This is a genomic window from Streptomyces sp. NPDC015661 (assembly GCF_043077765.1).
Lineage (GTDB): Bacteria > Actinomycetota > Actinomycetes > Streptomycetales > Streptomycetaceae > Streptomyces.
This window is the reverse complement of sequence record NZ_JBIBST010000005.1, coordinates 311,931-327,619: the sequence shown is the minus strand read 5'-3', so window position 1 is coordinate 327,619 and position 15,689 is coordinate 311,931. Positions and strand designations below refer to the sequence as shown.

16 protein-coding genes and 8 tRNA genes are annotated in these 15,689 nt (G+C 72.9%); 11 read left to right on the top strand and 13 right to left on the bottom strand.

Annotated features, from left to right (window positions below):
• Positions 1-11: 11 nt before the first annotated feature.
• From thrS to ACF07V_RS16115, 3 genes are all read right to left on the bottom strand, one after another.
• Positions 12-1,988, bottom strand: a complete 1,977-nt coding sequence (gene thrS / locus ACF07V_RS16125; protein ID WP_392154640.1) for a threonine--tRNA ligase — start codon at positions 1,986-1,988, stop codon at positions 12-14.
• 147 nt (positions 1,989-2,135) lie between these two features.
• Complete coding sequence (locus tag ACF07V_RS16120) at positions 2,136-3,449, bottom strand: hypothetical protein (protein WP_392154639.1); 1,314 nt, start codon at positions 3,447-3,449, stop codon at positions 2,136-2,138.
• On the bottom strand, positions 3,449-4,015 hold the full coding sequence (locus ACF07V_RS16115) for a DUF4365 domain-containing protein (RefSeq protein ID WP_392154637.1): 567 nt from the start codon (positions 4,013-4,015) through the stop codon (positions 3,449-3,451). Before ACF07V_RS16115 ends, ACF07V_RS16120 begins: the two co-directional genes overlap by 1 nt.
• Before the next feature lie 121 nt (positions 4,016-4,136).
• On the opposite strand from ACF07V_RS16115, the gene ACF07V_RS16110 reads away from it, so the two are divergent.
• Positions 4,137-4,865 carry a 3'-5' exonuclease gene (locus ACF07V_RS16110; RefSeq protein ID WP_392154636.1) on the top strand — a complete coding sequence of 243 codons (729 nt, stop codon included), beginning with the start codon at positions 4,137-4,139 and terminating at the stop codon, positions 4,863-4,865.
• Between the two features lie 54 nt (positions 4,866-4,919).
• Here ACF07V_RS16110 and ACF07V_RS16105 read toward each other — a convergent pair.
• Both ACF07V_RS16105 and ACF07V_RS16100 read right to left on the bottom strand, forming a co-directional pair.
• A tRNA-Val gene (locus tag ACF07V_RS16105) sits at positions 4,920-4,991 on the bottom strand.
• A 39-nt stretch (positions 4,992-5,030) separates the two neighbouring features.
• Entirely contained in the window at positions 5,031-5,477 is a 447-nt protein-coding gene (locus tag ACF07V_RS16100; RefSeq protein ID WP_392154635.1) for an SRPBCC family protein, read from the bottom strand.
• Between the two features lie 101 nt (positions 5,478-5,578).
• Between ACF07V_RS16100 and ACF07V_RS16095 the strand changes: the two genes are divergently transcribed.
• The gene (locus ACF07V_RS16095) at positions 5,579-8,242 is read left to right on the top strand and encodes an SCO7613 C-terminal domain-containing membrane protein (protein WP_392154633.1); all 2,664 of its coding nucleotides are present in this window, start codon (positions 5,579-5,581) and stop codon (positions 8,240-8,242) included.
• Between the two features lie 50 nt (positions 8,243-8,292).
• On the opposite strand, the gene ACF07V_RS16090 is transcribed toward ACF07V_RS16095, so the two are convergent.
• Together ACF07V_RS16090 and ACF07V_RS16085 are read right to left on the bottom strand one after the other, a co-directional pair.
• Positions 8,293-8,367 (bottom strand) — tRNA-Val (locus ACF07V_RS16090).
• A 54-nt stretch (positions 8,368-8,421) separates the two neighbouring features.
• Entirely contained in the window at positions 8,422-8,844 is a 423-nt protein-coding gene (locus ACF07V_RS16085; RefSeq protein WP_392154631.1) for a TIGR02611 family protein, read from the bottom strand.
• A gap of 190 nt (positions 8,845-9,034) precedes the next feature.
• Here ACF07V_RS16085 and ACF07V_RS16080 point away from each other — a divergent pair, with 190 nt between their 5' ends.
• Both ACF07V_RS16080 and ACF07V_RS16075 read left to right on the top strand, forming a co-directional pair.
• A complete protein-coding gene (locus tag ACF07V_RS16080; RefSeq protein ID WP_015032345.1) occupies positions 9,035-9,448 on the top strand; it encodes an SsgA family sporulation/cell division regulator in 414 nt (137 codons plus the stop codon).
• 192 nt (positions 9,449-9,640) lie between these two features.
• Positions 9,641-10,198, top strand: a complete 558-nt coding sequence (locus ACF07V_RS16075) for a CGNR zinc finger domain-containing protein (RefSeq protein ID WP_392154629.1) — start codon at positions 9,641-9,643, stop codon at positions 10,196-10,198.
• 61 nt (positions 10,199-10,259) lie between these two features.
• On the opposite strand, the gene ACF07V_RS16070 is transcribed toward ACF07V_RS16075, so the two are convergent.
• Together ACF07V_RS16070 and ACF07V_RS16065 are read right to left on the bottom strand one after the other, a co-directional pair.
• Complete coding sequence (locus ACF07V_RS16070; protein ID WP_392154628.1) at positions 10,260-10,424, bottom strand: hypothetical protein; 165 nt, start codon at positions 10,422-10,424, stop codon at positions 10,260-10,262.
• Between the two features lie 122 nt (positions 10,425-10,546).
• Positions 10,547-10,960, bottom strand: a complete 414-nt coding sequence (locus ACF07V_RS16065; protein ID WP_392154626.1) for a hypothetical protein — start codon at positions 10,958-10,960, stop codon at positions 10,547-10,549.
• A 147-nt stretch (positions 10,961-11,107) separates the two neighbouring features.
• Here ACF07V_RS16065 and ACF07V_RS16060 point away from each other — a divergent pair, with 147 nt between their 5' ends.
• Positions 11,108-11,623, top strand: coding sequence for a DsbA family protein (locus ACF07V_RS16060; protein WP_392154625.1), 516 nt, complete (start codon positions 11,108-11,110; stop codon positions 11,621-11,623).
• A gap of 13 nt (positions 11,624-11,636) precedes the next feature.
• On the opposite strand, the gene ACF07V_RS16055 is transcribed toward ACF07V_RS16060, so the two are convergent.
• Genes ACF07V_RS16055 through ACF07V_RS16045 form a run of 3 tightly spaced genes read right to left on the bottom strand, consistent with a single transcriptional unit; the run spans position 11,637 to position 14,431 of the window.
• The gene (locus tag ACF07V_RS16055; RefSeq protein ID WP_392154623.1) at positions 11,637-12,476 is read right to left on the bottom strand and encodes a GNAT family N-acetyltransferase; all 840 of its coding nucleotides are present in this window, start codon (positions 12,474-12,476) and stop codon (positions 11,637-11,639) included.
• 42 nt (positions 12,477-12,518) lie between these two features.
• Positions 12,519-13,349, bottom strand: a complete 831-nt coding sequence (locus ACF07V_RS16050; RefSeq protein ID WP_392154621.1) for an aminotransferase class IV — start codon at positions 13,347-13,349, stop codon at positions 12,519-12,521.
• Complete coding sequence (locus ACF07V_RS16045; protein ID WP_392154620.1) at positions 13,346-14,431, bottom strand: chorismate-binding protein; 1,086 nt, start codon at positions 14,429-14,431, stop codon at positions 13,346-13,348. The genes ACF07V_RS16050 and ACF07V_RS16045 overlap by 4 nt, the downstream gene beginning before the upstream one ends.
• A 255-nt stretch (positions 14,432-14,686) precedes the next feature.
• Here ACF07V_RS16045 and ACF07V_RS16040 point away from each other — a divergent pair.
• The 6 genes from ACF07V_RS16040 to ACF07V_RS16015 all read left to right on the top strand — a co-directional run bounded on the left by ACF07V_RS16040 (position 14,687) and on the right by ACF07V_RS16015 (position 15,256).
• A tRNA-Gly gene (locus ACF07V_RS16040) sits at positions 14,687-14,759 on the top strand.
• Positions 14,760-14,798: 39 nt separating this feature from the next.
• Positions 14,799-14,872, top strand: a tRNA-Cys gene (locus ACF07V_RS16035).
• 1 nt (position 14,873) lies between these two features.
• Positions 14,874-14,945 (top strand) — tRNA-Val (locus ACF07V_RS16030).
• A 34-nt stretch (positions 14,946-14,979) separates the two neighbouring features.
• Positions 14,980-15,054, top strand: a tRNA-Val gene (locus tag ACF07V_RS16025).
• A 27-nt stretch (positions 15,055-15,081) separates the two neighbouring features.
• Positions 15,082-15,153, top strand: a tRNA-Val gene (locus tag ACF07V_RS16020).
• Between the two features lie 28 nt (positions 15,154-15,181).
• A tRNA-Val gene (locus ACF07V_RS16015) sits at positions 15,182-15,256 on the top strand.
• 94 nt (positions 15,257-15,350) lie between these two features.
• Here the strand turns inward: ACF07V_RS16015 and ACF07V_RS16010 are convergent.
• Complete coding sequence (locus ACF07V_RS16010) at positions 15,351-15,644, bottom strand: zf-TFIIB domain-containing protein (RefSeq protein ID WP_116161966.1); 294 nt, start codon at positions 15,642-15,644, stop codon at positions 15,351-15,353.
• Positions 15,645-15,689: the final 45 nt, after the last annotated feature.

Below are 15,689 nucleotides of genomic sequence, written 5' to 3'. Positions count from 1 at the left end.
GGCTCAGGTCGTCAGACCTGGACGCGGTCCTCGACGATCTTGGCGAGCTTGGCGATCGCCTCGTCGACGGGGATGCCGTTCTCCTGCGAGCCGTCGCGGTAGCGGAAGGAGACGGCGCCGGCGGCCATGTCCTCGTCACCCGCGATGATCATGAACGGGACCTTCTGCTTCTGCGCGTTCCGGATCTTCTTCTGCATCCGGTCCGAGGAGGAGTCGACCTCCACCCGCAGGCCCTGCTTCTTCGCCTTGGCGGCGAACTCGTGCAGGTAGTCGACGTGCGCGTCACCGATCGGGATGCCGGTCGCCTGGACCGGGGCCAGCCACGGCGGCATCGCGCCCGCGTAGTGCTCCAGGAGCACGGCGAAGAACCGCTCGATCGAGCCGAACAGCGCGCGGTGGATCATGACCGGGCGCTGCTTGGTGCCGTCCGGGGCGGTGTACTCCAGGTCGAAACGCTCCGGCAGGTTGAAGTCGAGCTGCACGGTCGACATCTGCCAGGTGCGGCCGATGGCGTCCCGCGCCTGCACGGAGATCTTCGGGCCGTAGAACGCGGCGCCGCCCGGGTCGGGGGTCAGCGGGAGGCCCTGCTTCTCGGCGACCTGCTGGAGGACCGCGGTGGCCTCCTCCCAGATCTCGTCCGAGCCGACGAACTTCTCCGGGTCCTTGGTGGACAGCTCCAGGTAGAAGTCGGTCAGGCCGTAGTCGCGCAGCAGGTTCAGGACGAAGGTGAGGGTCTTGTCGAGCTCCTCCGCCATCTGCTCCTTGGTGCAGTAGATGTGCGCGTCGTCCTGGGTGAAGCCGCGGGCCCGGGTCAGGCCGTGGACGACGCCGGACTTCTCGTACCGGTACACGGTGCCGAACTCGAACAGGCGCAGCGGCAGCTCACGGTAGGAGCGCCCGCGCGCGTCGAAGATCAGGTTGTGCATCGGGCAGTTCATGGGCTTGAGGTAGTAGTCCACGCCCTCGTCGAGCTGCATGGGGGGGTACATGCCCTCGGCGTACCAGTCGAGGTGGCCCGACTTCTCGAACAGCTTGCCCTTGGTGGCGTGCGGCGAGTAGACGAACTCGTAGCCCTCCTCCTCGTGGCGCTTGCGCGAGTAGTCCTCCATGACCCGGCGGATGATGCCGCCCTTGGGGTGGAAGACCGCGAGGCCGGAGCCGATCTCGTCCGGGATGGAGAAGAGGTCGAGCTCGTTGCCCAGCTTGCGGTGGTCGCGCTTCTCGGCCTCGGCCAGGAAGTCGAGGTGCGCCTTCAGCTCGTCCTTCGACGGCCAGGCGGTGCCGTAGATGCGCTGGAGCATCGGGTTCTTCTCGCTGCCGCGCCAGTAGGCGGCCGCGTTGCGCATCAGCTTGAACGCCGGGATGTTCCGGGTGGTGGGCAGGTGCGGACCGCGGCAGAGGTCCTTCCAGCACAGCTCGCCGGTCTTGGCGTCCAGGTTGTCGTAGATGGTCAGCTCGCCGCCGCCCACCTCGACGTTCGCACCGTCGTCGGTCGACGCGGAGCCCTTGATGCCGATGAGCTCCAGCTTGTACGGCTCGTCCGCCAGCTCCTCGCGGGCGGCCTCGTCGGTCACCACGCGGCGGGCGAAGCGCTGGCCGCGCTTCTGGATCTCCTGCATCTTCTTCTCGATGACCTTGAGGTCCTCGGGAGTGAAGGGCTTCTCGACGTCGAAGTCGTAGTAGAAGCCGTCCCGGACCGGCGGGCCGATGCCCAGCTTGGCCTCGGGGAAGAGCTCCTGCACGGCCTGGGCCATGACGTGCGCGGTCGAGTGGCGGAGGATGTCGAGACCGTCCGGGGAGGAGATCTCGACGCCCTCGACGACATCGCCGTCGCGGAGCTCGTACGACAGGTCCTTCAGCTCGCCGCCCACACGGGCGGCGATGACGGTGCGGTCGTCGGCGAACAGGGCGCCGGCGGTGGTGCCCGCGCTCACCGCCCTCTCCTCTGCCTCCGAGGCGGACTGGACGGTCACACGGACATCAGACACGGGTACTCCATACATAGGGGCGCAGGCAGACACGAGGTGCCGGCGCCGGCGAAGCGCGGCAGAGACGAGGTGCCGCGTCGCCACCGATCTTACCGAGCGGTTCGCACCCCCCGCGAAAGGGTTTCCCGGGCCCCGGCTCCGCCGCCCCTACTCCTCCTCCGGCCCGCACGCCTCCTCGAAGAAATCGAGGTTCTCGTGCAGGGCCTTGAGCAGCCGGTCCCGTTCCGTCTCGTCGACCTGGACGGGCACGACCCCGGTGGCGTCGGTGAGGCGGCGGAAGCCGCCCCGGCTCTCCAGACGTCCCACCACCCGGATCGGGAGGCCAACGAGATGGGCGTGGCCGGCCGTGCGGTACGCCTCCTCGTCGAGGGCGACCCGGACGTGCGGGACCTCCGCGCCGGCGAGCACCCGGAGCCGTACGATCCCCTCGCCGCGCGGCCCCGAGCGGCGCATGCGGACGACGGCGCCGGTGAGCCGGACCGGCACGGAGGGCTCGTCCGTCAGATAGCGGGCGCTCGCCTCCCGCAGCGCGGGCAGGTCTCCGGGCGAGAACTCGACCGGTTCGGGCCGGGCGGCGCACCCCTCGGGCGCCCCGGCGGCCGGGGCCCACTCCAGGGCGACACGGGCGCCCTCGGTGCCCCGGACGAGGGCGACGAGCGCCTCGGTGAGCTCACGGCTCACGCCCGCCTCGACTGCCGCGTCGAAGGCCTCCATGCCGCCGGTGGCCCGCTGGTAGTCGACGGCCTCGCGGGCCGCGTACAGCGCGTGGTAGAGCCGGACGGCGATCGGGCGGCCCGGCTCCACCGGCAGGAAGGCCGTGAGGCCGCGCCCGCCGGGCGCCGCGCCGACGACGACCGTCTCCAGGGACGTCTGGGCGGCGCGCCGGTGCCGGGCACCGTAATAGCCGGCCCGGCCGCGCACGGCGAGGGCGCCGGCCAGGAGGAGCTGACGGGCGGCGGACCTGAGCTGCTCCTGCACGGTCCAGGGGACGGTGCCGGCCGGGCCCGGGGGCACGTCGCGCCACCAGCGGATCTCGTCGCTGGGGACGGACAGGCCGGTGAGGACCTCGCGGGCGGAGGGCGTGGCACTGCGGGCGAGGGCGGTGAGCGCCTCGCCGAGCAGGTCCTCGCAGTCCGGGAAGGCGCGGCTCTCCGGGACGAGGAGGCTCGTGCCGGTGCCGCTGCCGGGCGGGGTCCAGCGGCTGTAGCGGCCGACGGCGCCGCCGCGGCGCCGCCAGCCGTGGCGGGCGAGGAGCGCGCCGAGGACCCGCGGGTCGACCCTGCCGGGGTCGGGTGCGCCGTGGGTGTCGGCCCAGGGCCCGATGGGCGGGGCGGGGATGCCGGTCCAGGGCCCGGGGGTCTCGCCGGGGGCCGGATGGGGCCGGTAGGGCGGGGGGACGGGGCCGCGCCCGGCCCCGTCCCCCTCGTTCCCGAACCCGGGTTCGTCGATCGGCCGGTGCATCAAGGTCTCCCTCCCACGCCGACCCGGGTCATGATCTCGCAGAGCGCCCGGTCGTCGAAGATCCGCGCCGTCGGGATGCGCACGGTGGTCCGGCGCCGTCCCGTGACCGGGTGTCCGGCCAGGTTGATCCAGTAGCAGCAGTGCCTCAGGTCGAGCCGGTCGTGGCTCGCTCTCAACCAGTCCTCCTGCGACCTCGGGACGAGCATGACGACCAGGATCTTGTGCACGGACACCGGTGTCCGGGCGAGTTTCACCAGGTGGTCGTTGTCGAGGGTGAAGGAGAACGCGTTCCCCGGCGGGCGGGGCGGTATCTGGTAGGTGCACTTGAGCTGCACCTTGATGGTCACTTCGTCGTCGACGGTGTGCCCGGGAGCGCTGTGGCTCACGTGCCAGTCGATGCCGTTGTCCGGAAAGGGTTGGGACAGCGAGCAGCCGGCCGCGGCGGCGACGGCGTGCAGGTATCCCACCTGAAGGGTCTCCATGCAGGCGGTGGTGGCGAGTGAGCCGCGCGTCGGTGCCAGCCGCTGGGGCGGCAGCCCTCCCGACTCGGGCTGGGCGAGCGCCATGTCTTCTTCCTTCCCCGTCCCTTGTGTTGTGACCGGTCCGCGTACGACGCAAACAGTCCGGGTATCACCGTTTCGGGGCAGGGGGTTGGCCATCTGCCGCACGTGTGCAGGGAGTTCGGGGATGTCGATGCACTGGTACGAAGGGCCCCTGGCCGCTTTCGACACGGAGACCACAGGAGTTGACGTCGAGGAGGACCGGATCGTCTCGGCCGCCCTCGTCGTCCAGGACACGGAGGGAGCGCGTCCGCGGGTGACGCGCTGGCTGGTCAACCCCGGCATACCGGTGCCGGAGGGGGCCACGGCGGTCCACGGCCTGACGGACGATCACCTCCAGCGGAACGGCCGGTGGCCGGCTCCGGTGATGGAGGAGCTGGCGCGCGCGCTGGCCGAGCAGTCGGCGGCGGGGCGGCCGCTGGTGGTGATGAACGCGCCGTTCGACCTGACGATCCTGGACCGCGAACTGCGCCGGCACCGGGCGTCGTCGCTGGGGAACTACACGGCGGGCACCCCGCTCTGCGTGCTCGACCCGCGGGTCCTGGACAAGCACCTGGACCGGTACCGGAAGGGCCGCAGGACGCTGACGGACCTGTGCGCGCACTACGAGGTGGAGCTGGCGGGCGCGCACGACGCGGCGGCGGACGCGACGGCGGCGATGGATGTCGTACGGGCGGTGGCGCGGCGCTTCTCGTCCCGCCTGGAGCGGCTGACACCGGCGGAGCTCCACACGCTGCAGGCGGTGTGGCACGCGGCTCAGGCGCGGGGCCTCCAGGCCTGGTTCACCCGGCAGGGGACGCCGGAGACGGTGGACCCGGCGTGGCCGCTGCGGCCTGAGCTGCGCACGGCGGCGTGAGGGGCCGGGAATGCGGAAGGCCGGTCCGCCTTTCGGCGGACCGGCCTCTCCCGGTGGGCGATACTGGGATCGAACCAGTGACCCCTTCGGTGTGAACGAAGTGCTCTCCCGCTGAGCTAATCGCCCGGGAACGGGTTGAACCATACAGGTCTTCGCGCCCCTGGTTCAAACCGCGCGCAGGTGGGCCGCGAGTCCGCGCCGTCCGCCGCGCATCATCAGGGCGTGGTTGGCACGGAAGACGGGCCGTCCGGGGACGGCGAACGCCCGCAGCAGCCGGGCCCGGACCTCGACCTCCTGCTCGTACAGGGCGTGCGTGCCGCGGCCCTCCGGGGTGAGGGTCCAGCGGGCCCAGCCCTCCAGGTCCCCGCCGAGGCCGACCTCCAGGACCCCGGCCGCCGGATCGCGGCGCAGGGCCCGGGCGGTGACGACGAGCTCGTACGGGAGGAGGGAGCGGAAGCGGGCGGTGCCGGTGACCTCGTCGAGGGGGACGACCTCGCGGACCTGGGGCCACCAGTGGGGGTACTCCTCGGCGCGTTCGAGGACCGCGTAGACGGCCTCGGGCGGGGCGGCGAGGCGCCAGACGCAGCGGAAGCGGTACCGGCACCAGTCCATGCCCCCAGTGTGGACGTACTCAGACGGGAATCGCGGGGATCACGGGAATCTGAGTACCGGGACGCATTCCCGCCGGCCGTGGCCGGGACCACACTCCGGGTATGGACAACTCCCTGCCGCCCGCGGACGAGCTGGTGCTCGTCGACCGCGAGCTGGTGCAACTCGACGCGCGCCGCACCCAGTTGCTGGCCCGCCGCGCCTGGCTGATCCAGGTGCTGTACCCGCCGGTCGCGGCGGCGGCCCCGGCACACCCGCCCCGGCCGGTCGCGGACTCGACGCCGCGGAGCGCGCAGAACGTGCTGCTGACGCTCGGCGGCACGCTGCTGACGATCGCCGCGATCGCCTTCACCCTGGTGAGCTGGGGCTCGATGGGGATCGGCGCCCGCGCGACGGTCCTGGCCGTGGTGACCGGTGCGGCGCTCGCGACGCCGGTGGCACTGCTCCGCAAGGGTCTGGTGTCGACGGCCGAGTCGGTGGCGGCGCTGGGCCTCGTCCTGACGGTTCTCGACGCGTACGCGCTGCACCGGGTGGCGCTGCCGGACACGGACGGCCTGGGGTACACGGCGGTGGCGTCGGCGGTCCTGGCGGGCGCGTGGACGGCGTACGGCTCGGCGCTGTCCGGGCTGCGGCTCCCCCTGCCGGTGGCGGTGGTCGCCGCGCAGCTGCCGTTGCCCCTCGGTGTCCTCGCGGCCGGCGGCGGGTCGACGGCCTTCGCCTGGGCGGCGCTCCTCACGGCGACGGCGGACGCGGCGGTCGTGCTGTGGACCCGGCCGGCGGCGGTGCGGATCACGGCGGGCACGGCCGCGGCCGCCCTGGGCGGCTGGGCCCTGCTGACGGGCGGCTGGCTGTCCCTGGTCACCCCGTGGAGCGGCGCCCTGCTCCTCCTGGCGGGTGCGGCGGTCACGCTGTACGCGGCCTGGCGCGCGCCCGCCTTCGCGGCGGCGGCCGCGGCGATCGCGGGTCTGGCGGCCCTCACGGCGGTGGGCGGCCTCCTGCGCTCGGCGCTCCCCGCCGACTGGGCGGTGCCGGGCTACGTCCTCTGCGCGCTGGCCCTGGCCTCGGTGTGGCGCCTCGGCGGCGGGACGGAGGGTACGCCCGGCGGGGCGGCCTCCGGGGGCGGCGTGCCCCGTGCGGGCGGAGCCGGTTCCGCTGCAGCCGCCGGCGAGTCTCGCGATGCCGGATCGGACCCGGCGGTCCCGGCCGACGCCGGTATCCGTCTGCCGCGCGGTATCCGACTCGGCCTCGCCGGCGCGGGCGCGGGTGTCGCGGCGCTCGGGGTCGCGTGGGCGCTGCCGCCGGTGGTGGCGGGGCTCCTCGGACCGGTGGCCCGGACGACGGACGTCTGGTCGGGCGAGCACGCCGCGCGCGCCCTGGCCTCCTACCCGGCGACGGCGATCCTGGTCCTCGCGGCAGCCGTCGCCGCTCTCGCGAGCCTCCGGCACCTCTGGGCCCGGTGCGGCGCCCTCGCCCTCGCCTGGGCGCTGCTCACGGCCCTGCCGGTCTCCCTCGACCTGCCGTACGCGGCGACGCTCGCCCTCCAGCTGCTGACGACCGCGGCGGCCCTGTCGATCGCGATCCGCCCCGGCCCGCTGACCCGCGGCCTGCGCACGCCCGCCGCTCCCGGGACGGCGGCGCCGAAGGCCGGTGCGCCGTCCGGCCCCGAGGAAGCCGGCCCGGCCGCGCCGGAGGCTCCCGCACCTGAGGGCTTCGGGCCCGCAGGACCCACCACGGCGCCCGGCGCCGGGTCCGGGACCTGGCCCACGTGGGCGCCCGCCCCGCGCCGGAACCGGCCCGTGGAGCCCGGGACCGTCCTCGGCTGGACCGCGTACGCCGGCGGGCTCGGGTCCGCCCTGAGCGCGGTCGCTCTCGCCCTGGACGTCCGGGGCGCCACCTTCCTCGCGCTCGGCACGCTGCTGGCGCTCCTGGCCGGGGTCTCGGTGCTCGGCGCGGGCGCGCGGCGGGTGGCCTCGGCCGCCGGCGCGGTGCTCGCGGCGACGGGGCTCGTCCTCGCGGCGGCGGCCGCCGGCGGGTTCGAGGACCACTGGACGGCGCTGACGCTGCTGCTCGTCCCGGCGGCGACCGCCGCCGTCGGCTCCCGGGCACCGCGCCCGGTGGCCCTGGCGGTCGAGATCACGGGCGGGGCCGTGGGGCTGCTCGCCCTCGGGATCGCCGCGTCCCGGCCCGCGTTCCTCGCGCTCGCGCTGGCCCTGGGCGGCGTGATCGCGGCGGCGACGGCGGTACGGCCGGAGCGGCGGCGGTTCGCCTCGTGGACGGCGGCGGTGCTGTTCCTGCTCGCCACGTGGGTGCGGCTCGCCGTCTGGGACGTGACGACGCCGGAGGCGTACACGCTCCCGGTGACGGTGCCCGCGCTGGCCGTCGGCTTCCTGCGGCGCCGCCGGGACCCGGAGGCCTCGTCCTGGACGGCGTACGGCCCCGGTCTCGCGGTGACGCTGCTGCCGAGCCTGTTCGCGGCCTGGACGGACCCGGAGTGGGCCCGCCCGCTGGCCCTGGGGGTCGCGGCGCTCGTGGTGACGCTCCTCGGTGCCCGCTTCCGGCTCCAGGCGCTCCTGGTCCTCGGCGGCGCGGTGCTCGCCCTGGACGGGCTGCACGAGCTGGCGCCGTACGTGGTGCAGGCGGTGGGCGCGCTGCCGCGCTGGCTGCCGCCGGCCCTGGCGGGGCTGCTGCTGCTCGGGGTGGGCGCCACCTACGAGCAGCGGCTGCGGGACGCCCGGCGGCTGCGGGAGCGGCTCGCGCGGATGCGGTGAGACGCCGAAGGCCCGGAGACGGTGTTCCGTCTCCGGGCCTTCGATCCGGGTGGTGGGCGATACTGGGTTCGAACCAGTGACCCCTTCGGTGTGAACGAAGTGCTCTCCCACTGAGCTAATCGCCCGGGCGCACCGCAAACATTACCCCATGTCAGCGGGGCTCCCGAACCATCGGAAGGTCACTCGTCGATCTTCCACGGCATGACGAAGCCGAACTTCCAGAAGTAGACGGCGAGCAGTGCCGCGACGATCACCAGACCGATGGTGGTGAGGATGATGTTCCGGCGGCGGACCTTGGGGTCGAGGGCGCGCTGGGCGGCCTCCGTGACCTTGCGCTTGGTCCAGCGGAGCACGAGCTGGGCCCAGACGAACTCGGTCGCCCAGATCGCCATGCCTCCGAAGATGACCAGCCAGCCGGGCCCGGGGAGCGGCAGCATCACCACTCCGGCGCCGACCACGGCGAGTCCCACGATGAAGACGCCGACCTGCCAGCTCAGATGCAGGCCTCGCCGCGACTTGATGAACTCCGGTGCACGGGATCCCAGTTCGGCGTCCTGGCCGTCCGCGGACTCCCCGGTGCGCTCGTCACTCTCCGCATTCATGCTCCCCAACCTACCGGACCGGGAGCCCCCACCGGAATGGCTGTATTACCGCAGGTCACACGCACCCATACGAGCTACCTGAACGATCACAAAACCGACAGAGGGGTTTACAACGGCACCGGAGGTGGCATGTCGATTTCGCCGACGTGCGAATCCCCGAGCGCACACTGAGCGAAAGGCCCTGGCGCTTATGAACACCACGGTCAGCTGCGAGCTGCACCTGCGCCTCGTTGTGTCGAGCGAGTCCTCACTGCCTGTACCCGCGGGCCTGCGGTATGACACGGCCGATCCGTATGCCGTGCACGCCACCTTCCACACCGGAGCCGAAGAGACGGTCGAGTGGGTCTTCGCCCGCGACCTTCTCGCCGAGGGGCTGCACCGGCCCACCGGCACGGGCGACGTCCGCGTCTGGCCGTCCCGTAGTCACGGTCAGGGAGTCGTCTGCATCGCGTTGAGCTCCCCCGAGGGAGAAGCCCTGCTCGAGGCCCCGGCGAGGGCCCTGGAGTCGTTCCTGAAGAGGACCGACGCCGCGGTCCCGCCGGGTACCGAGCACCGGCACTTCGATCTCGATACGGAGCTCTCCCACATCCTGGCCGACAGCTGAGCCAGGCCGAGAACCGCACGGCGCCGTCCGACTCGGGGAGACGGCGCCGCGCGGTCAGTCACATAAGCACGAGATCCGGCGCTCCCCACCGCGCAGCCGGCGCGGTGGTGGGCGCCGGTGTCGTTTTCCGGGGCGCGCTAAAGTCAGCGCCATTCCGCGGGCACCCGCCCGCGGCCGGCCAGGGAGCGAATCGTGCTGATCCCCCACGACACCCGGATCGCCCTCGACACCGTCGTCGATCTGATGAACACCGCGCCCCAGGGCGAGCGGGCCGACGAGCTCGCGGACATCCTGGAGCTCCACGCCTTCCTGGAGGCGCACAAGGTCAGCGGCGTGGGCGCCCTCGGACCCGAGGACCTGCGCGCCGTGCGCGAGGTGCGCGAGAGGTTCGCGGCGGTCTTCTCCGCCCCCGAGGCCCGAATCGCCGCACCCCTGATCAACCAGCTGGTGGCGAGCGCGGGCACCACCCCTCAGCTCACGGACCACGACGGCTACGACTGGCACGTGCACTACTTCGCGCCGGGCGCCTCCGTGGCGGACCACCTCGCGGCCGACTGCGGCATGGCCCTCGCGTTCATCGTCGTGGCCGGCGAGCAGGAGCGGCTGCGTCGCTGTGAGGCGCCGGACTGCGGCCGGGCCTTCGTGGACCTCTCGCGCAACCGCTCGCGCCGCTACTGCGACAGCCGCACCTGCGGCAACCGTCTGCACGTGGCCGCCTACCGGGCGCGCCGCAAGGAAGCCGCGGGCTGACCGCCCCGGGCCGGGCGGCCGGCGGCGGAGAGCCCGGCGGCCGAGAGCCGGGGGCCGGAGGTCACAGCACGAAGAGATCGTGCACGGCCGCCATCAGCAGCAGACAGCCGATCACCCCGAGGAAGATCATCAGCGGCGGCTGGGAGAGCGCGAACAGGCAGCCGCGCGGCTCTTCGGCAGGGGCGTCGGTGGTGGCGGGCACGGGCTCCCGCGAGGTATCCAGCATCTCGGGGGGATGATGACGCACCCCGAACCCGGCGATTCCCGCAACACGCCCCACCGCGGGGGCCGTTCACCCCTTCCCGTGGATCACGGAACGGGGACGGACACCGGAAGCGCCAGAAGTGATCAGATTCCGTGCTTCTTCAGAATCGCCTCGATGTCGCTGAAGTCCTCGCCCGCCGGCTGGCCGGCCTTCGGCTTCGCCGTCACGGCGCGGGAGGGCGCCGACGCGGCCGGGGCCACGGCTCTCGGCTCGGCTCCCCCTGCGGTCACCTCACGGCCGGCCCGGCGCCGCTCCACGGCCCGGGTGGACAGGAAGAGCAGCCAGGCGATGCCGAGCACACCGAAGCCGGCCCAGGCCACCGGGCTGAAGGCGGTGTCGGCGATCCATTCGACCGCGCCCGTCATCACCAGGCCGAGCGGCACCAGGGCGTAGGCCGCGATCCGGGCGGCGGACAGGAACTTCTTCCGGTACGCCGAAATCGCGGCGATGCCCAGGCCCGCCGCGGACACCGCGGAACAGATGGTCTCGGCGAGCATGCGATCCTCCAGGTGCCGGGCGATACGTCCCTTCCATCCTGCACCGCCGGGACCGTCCGGGGCCATGGCCCGAGCCCGGTCTCAGGGAGATCTCCGGGTCACCCCCGCCGGGATCTCCTCCCCAGGTCCCAGTGGGAGACTTCTGCCATGAACGACTCCACCACCGCACCCGCCTCCCCCGTCGTCCTTGAGGCCTGGTTCGACCTCCAGTGCCCCGACTGCTTCCAGGCCCTCGACGACGTCCGCGCCCTCCGCGAGAAGTACGGCGACCGGCTCGACGTACAGCTGCGCCACTTCCCGCTGGCCAAGCACAAGCACGCGTACGCCGCCGCCCAGGCCGCCGAGGAGGCCTTCGAGCAGGGCAAGGGCTGGCCGTACACGGAGGCGCTGCTCGCCAGGACCGCCGAGCTCGGCGACCGGGGCGAGCCGGTCCTCCTGGAGGTGGCGTCCGAGCTGGGTCTGGACGCCGAGGAGTTCGACACCGCCCTGATCGACGGGCGGCACCTGCTGACCGTGGACGCCGACGAGGCCGAGGGCAAGGCGATCAAGGTCACCGGCACCCCGACCTACGTCATCGGCGGCGAGCGCCTGGACGGCGGCAAGAGCCAGGAGGGCCTGCGGGAGCGGATCGAGGAGATCGCCGACCGGCTTCTGGAGGCGTAGTGGCCGGCCGCTCTCAGAGCAGCGGCTTCGCGCTGTTGTAGAGCGTCGTGCGGTAGCCGAGGGACTCGTAGAGCCGGATCGCCGGGGTGTTGCCCGCGAACACGTGCAGTTCGATCAGGCTCTCCCCGGCTTCCAGGGCGATGTGCTCGGCGAGCAGCATGAGGGCCCGGCCGTACCCCTTGCCGCGCTGTCCCTCGACGACCTCGATCTCGAAGACGAAGCCCGTCCCCTTCCCGGGCTCGCGCTCCAGCCGGCCCACCCACAGATAGCCGACGACCTGTCCGTCGCGCACGGCGACGGACACGGTGACGCCCGGGGTCGCGAGGCCCTGCGGGAGGAAGCGGCGGCGGCCGTCCTCGGCCTTGGCGAGCGCCTGCTCCTCCGGGACTCCCCGGTCGATCCAGCTCTGCGCGAAGGCGGCCCGGGACTTCGCCGACCACGCCTCGAACTCCGGCTCGGTCACCGGCCGGTGCGTGAACCCCTCCGGCAGCGGCGGCGGCTCGGCCGGCAGCTCCTTGACCATGTTCCGGCTGCGCTCGGTGTACCCGAGGGAGCGGGCCATCCGCAGGGCCGCCCCGGCGTCGGCGGGCACCGAGATCTGCACCTCGCCGCAGCCCCAGCTCCGAAGGACCTCCTCCGCGGCGAGCGCCGCCACCGTGGCCCGGCCCCGGCCCCGGTCGGGCTCGTCGACCAGAAGGCGGTCGATCAGACCCGAGGCGGCCCCGAAGGCCTGGTCGGTGGCGAGGTGGACGGAGCCGACCCGGCGGCTGTTCACACAGATGTCGAAACTGCGGGAACGGCCGCCGTCGGCGGACTGCTGGAGCGGCTCGGACGGCCGCAGGGTGGTGGTCATCAGAGGTGTTCTACCCACCCGGCCGCCACCCGTCATCCGGATTTACGCGAGCCCCGGGTCCCGGTCCGCGGCGGCCCGCTCGTCGAAGACCCGCATCGCCTTGGCGGTGACGGGACCGGGCGCGCCCGCGAGCTCACGGCCGTCGACCCGGTGCACGGCCTGCACGTCGCGGAGGGTCGAGGTCAGGAAGATCTCGTCGGCGGACTCGAGGACGTCCAGCGGCAGGTCGGCCTCCTCGGCGCCGGTCCACTCCACGGCGAGGGCCCGGGTGATGCCGGCGAGGCAGCCGGAGGAGACGGGCGGGGTGAGGATCCGGCCGTCGACCACGACGAAGACGTTGGAGCCGGTGCCCTCGCAGAGCTGCCCCACGGTGTTGGCGAAGAGTGCCTCGGAGGCCCCCTGCTCGCGCGCCCTGGCGAGGGCGACGACGTTCTCTGCGTACGAGGTGGTCTTGAGACCGGTGAGGGCGCCCCGCTCGTTGCGCGTCCAGGGGACGGTGATCACGGCGGTGGAGTCGGGGCGGCGGCTCGTCTCGCCGAGGGCGACGACCAGGCTGGTCCCGGCGTCGCCGCGCTCCGAGCCGAGCGGGGAGAGCCCGCCGGTGTACGTGATGCGGAGCCGGCCGAGCTCCATCGGGTTGGCCTCCAGGACGGCGGCGCAGGCCCGGCGGACCTCGTCGAGGTCCGGGTCGGGCAGGCCGAGGCCGCGGGCGGAGCGGGTGAGGCGCTGCAGGTGAAGGGTGAGAGCAAACGTTTCGCCGCGCTCCGCCTTGACCGTCTCGAAGATGCCGTCGCCCACGGTCAGTCCGTGGTCCAGTACGGAGACCCGGGCGGTCTCCGCGTCGTGCAGCCCGCCGTTGACCCAGAGTTTCATCGGGAAGTGGCCTTTCCGCTCGCCTCACGGACGCCCGACTCGTGGGCGCCCGATGCCTCGTAGGCGCCCGACGCTATCGCGACGAGCCGGTCCGCCTTCAGCTCGGTCTCCGCCCACTCCCGCTCCGGGTCGGAGCCCCAGGTGATCCCGGCCCCCGTGCCGAAGCGGAGCACGCCCTCGGGGCGGTCGATCCAGAAGGTGCGGATGCCGACGGCCAGCTCACCGGTGCCCGCGTCGGCGTCGACCCAGCCGATCCCTCCGCAGTACGGACCACGGGGCGCGGTCTCCAGGGCCTCGATGATCCGCAGCGCGCTGGACTTGGGCGCGCCGGTGACGGAGCCGGGCGGGAAGGTGGCGGCGAGCAGCTCGGGCCAGCCGGCGTCCTCGCGCAGCAGGCCGGTCACCGTGGAGACGAGGTGGACGAGGCCGGGGTGTTCCTCCACGGCGCAGAGCTCGGGGACGGCGACGGTGCCGGTCTCGCTGACGCGGCCCAGGTCGTTGCGGACCAGGTCGACGATCATCACGTTCTCCGCGTGGTCCTTGGGGAGGAGGTCGGCGGCGGTGCGGGCGGTCCCCTTGATGGGGCCGGAGGAGATCAGGGCCCCTTCCCTGCGCAGGTAGAGCTCCGGGGACGCGGTGGCGATCTCCACGCCGTGGGCGGGCAGGCGGATCGTTCCGGCATAGGGGGCGGGGTTGCCCCGGGCCAGCAGCGCCGTGAGGGCGTCGACGTCGGCGGCGGCCGGGTCCGGCAGCGGCGCGGTCAGCACCCGGCAGAGGTTCGCCTGGTAGACCTCGCCGCGCGCGATGTGCTCGCGCACGCGCCGTACGCCCGCGGTGTACGCGGCGCGGTCGAGCGAGGACGTCCAGTCACCGGCGGCGGGACCGCGCCAGCCGCCCGGGACGGGCGCGGGAACGGGGTCGGGCCGGACGTCCCCGAAGCGCGCGCAGGTGAGGCGCCCTTCGAAGTCCGCGCAGACGGCCCAGAAGCCTGCGGAGTCCAGTGCCTCGGGGTCGTGGGTGACGTCCCGGAGATCGGTCGCGACGAGGCCGCCGAAGCGGGCCAGGGGGGCAAGGTCATGCACGCATCGAGTCTAGGTCGGGGCGGGCGCGGGCACCGGGTCGTTCACGGAGAGGGCGTGAGGGACGCGTGGGGTGGGGGCTCCGCGCCACCCCGGGGACACGGCGAGTGAACGCCACGCGAACCTCTGCGGGGCCCGGCCGGGCGCCCTGAAGGGCTCGCAGGTCAGCACGCTGCGGAAACGCGTTTTTGTACTGGCCCAGGAATCCGCTAGAGTTCAACACGTCGCCGGGACGCGCAAGCGGAACGGAAACGACAAGCGGACGTGGCTCAGTTGGTAGAGCATCACCTTGCCAAGGTGAGGGTCGCGAGTTCGAATCTCGTCGTCCGCTCGATGTGGGGGATCTTCCCGAACCCCCGTTATCACTCCTGGTGGAGTGGCCGAGAGGCGAGGCAACGGCCTGCAAAGCCGTCTACACGGGTTCAAATCCCGTCTCCACCTCCAAGGACGATTAGCTCAGCGGGAGAGCGCTTCCCTGACACGGAAGAGGTCACTGGTTCAATCCCAGTATCGTCCACTGGATCTTCGGATCCCGGGTCTTCGGATCCCCCGCGCGATTAGCTCAGCGGGAGAGCGCTTCCCTGACACGGAAGAGGTCACTGGTTCAATCCCAGTATCGCGCACCACACTTCACGCACCCCTCGGGTGCGCCCGCGCGATTAGCTCAGCGGGAGAGCGCTTCCCTGACACGGAAGAGGTCACTGGTTCAATCCCAGTATCGCGCACGCAGTACGATCACCTTCGGGTGTGCCCGCGCGATTAGCTCAGCGGGAGAGCGCTTCCCTGACACGGAAGAGGTCACTGGTTCAATCCCAGTATCGCGCACCAGAGGAAGAAGCCCCCGGCCGCAGCTCGCGGTCGGGGGCTTCTTCGTGCCCCGGTGGGGAGACCGGTGGGACCGGGAGGGACCGGTCCCGTTGGGTCAGGAGGAGAAGAGCATCCGCCCGAAGCCGCCCTTGCGGTAGTGGCCGCCGTGGTGACCACCGTGGTGGCCGCCGTGGTGCGGGGCGCCCCAGGCGGGCGCGGCGGGGGCCGGCTGCGCCGGGTAGGCCGGCGGGGCGGGCGGGGCCTGCTGGACCCACTGGGACTCCAGGCGGGTCAGGGCCTCCAGCTCGCCGTAGTCCAGGAATATGCCCCGGCAACCGCTGCACTGCTCGATCTGGACGCCGTTGCGGTTGTACGTGTGCATGGCCGCATGGCACTTGGGACACTGCATGCTCGGCTCAACTCCCTGACATTGCCGTTCGAATGGTGGCTTCAC

Excerpts from the sequence above, each read along its gene's own strand:
- ACF07V_RS16095 (WP_392154633.1), top strand. The coding sequence starts at position 5,579 with ATGGACAACTCCCTGCCGCCCGCGGACGAGCTGGTGCTCGTCGACCGC.
- ACF07V_RS16085 (WP_392154631.1), bottom strand. The coding sequence starts at position 8,844 with ATGAATGCGGAGAGTGACGAGCGCACCGGGGAGTCCGCGGACGGCCAG.
- ACF07V_RS16060 (WP_392154625.1), top strand. The coding sequence starts at position 11,108 with ATGAACGACTCCACCACCGCACCCGCCTCCCCCGTCGTCCTTGAGGCC.
- ACF07V_RS16050 (WP_392154621.1), bottom strand. The coding sequence starts at position 13,349 with ATGAAACTCTGGGTCAACGGCGGGCTGCACGACGCGGAGACCGCCCGG.
- ACF07V_RS16110 (WP_392154636.1), top strand. The coding sequence starts at position 4,137 with ATGTCGATGCACTGGTACGAAGGGCCCCTGGCCGCTTTCGACACGGAG.
- ACF07V_RS16065 (WP_392154626.1), bottom strand. The coding sequence starts at position 10,960 with ATGCTCGCCGAGACCATCTGTTCCGCGGTGTCCGCGGCGGGCCTGGGC.
- ACF07V_RS16100 (WP_392154635.1), bottom strand. The coding sequence starts at position 5,477 with ATGGACTGGTGCCGGTACCGCTTCCGCTGCGTCTGGCGCCTCGCCGCC.
- ACF07V_RS16080 (WP_015032345.1), top strand. The coding sequence starts at position 9,035 with ATGAACACCACGGTCAGCTGCGAGCTGCACCTGCGCCTCGTTGTGTCG.
- ACF07V_RS16115 (WP_392154637.1), bottom strand. The coding sequence starts at position 4,015 with ATGGCGCTCGCCCAGCCCGAGTCGGGAGGGCTGCCGCCCCAGCGGCTG.
- ACF07V_RS16010 (WP_116161966.1), bottom strand. The coding sequence starts at position 15,644 with ATGCAGTGTCCCAAGTGCCATGCGGCCATGCACACGTACAACCGCAAC.
- ACF07V_RS16055 (WP_392154623.1), bottom strand. The coding sequence starts at position 12,476 with ATGACCACCACCCTGCGGCCGTCCGAGCCGCTCCAGCAGTCCGCCGAC.
- ACF07V_RS16120 (WP_392154639.1), bottom strand. The coding sequence starts at position 3,449 with ATGCACCGGCCGATCGACGAACCCGGGTTCGGGAACGAGGGGGACGGG.
- ACF07V_RS16070 (WP_392154628.1), bottom strand. The coding sequence starts at position 10,424 with ATGCTGGATACCTCGCGGGAGCCCGTGCCCGCCACCACCGACGCCCCT.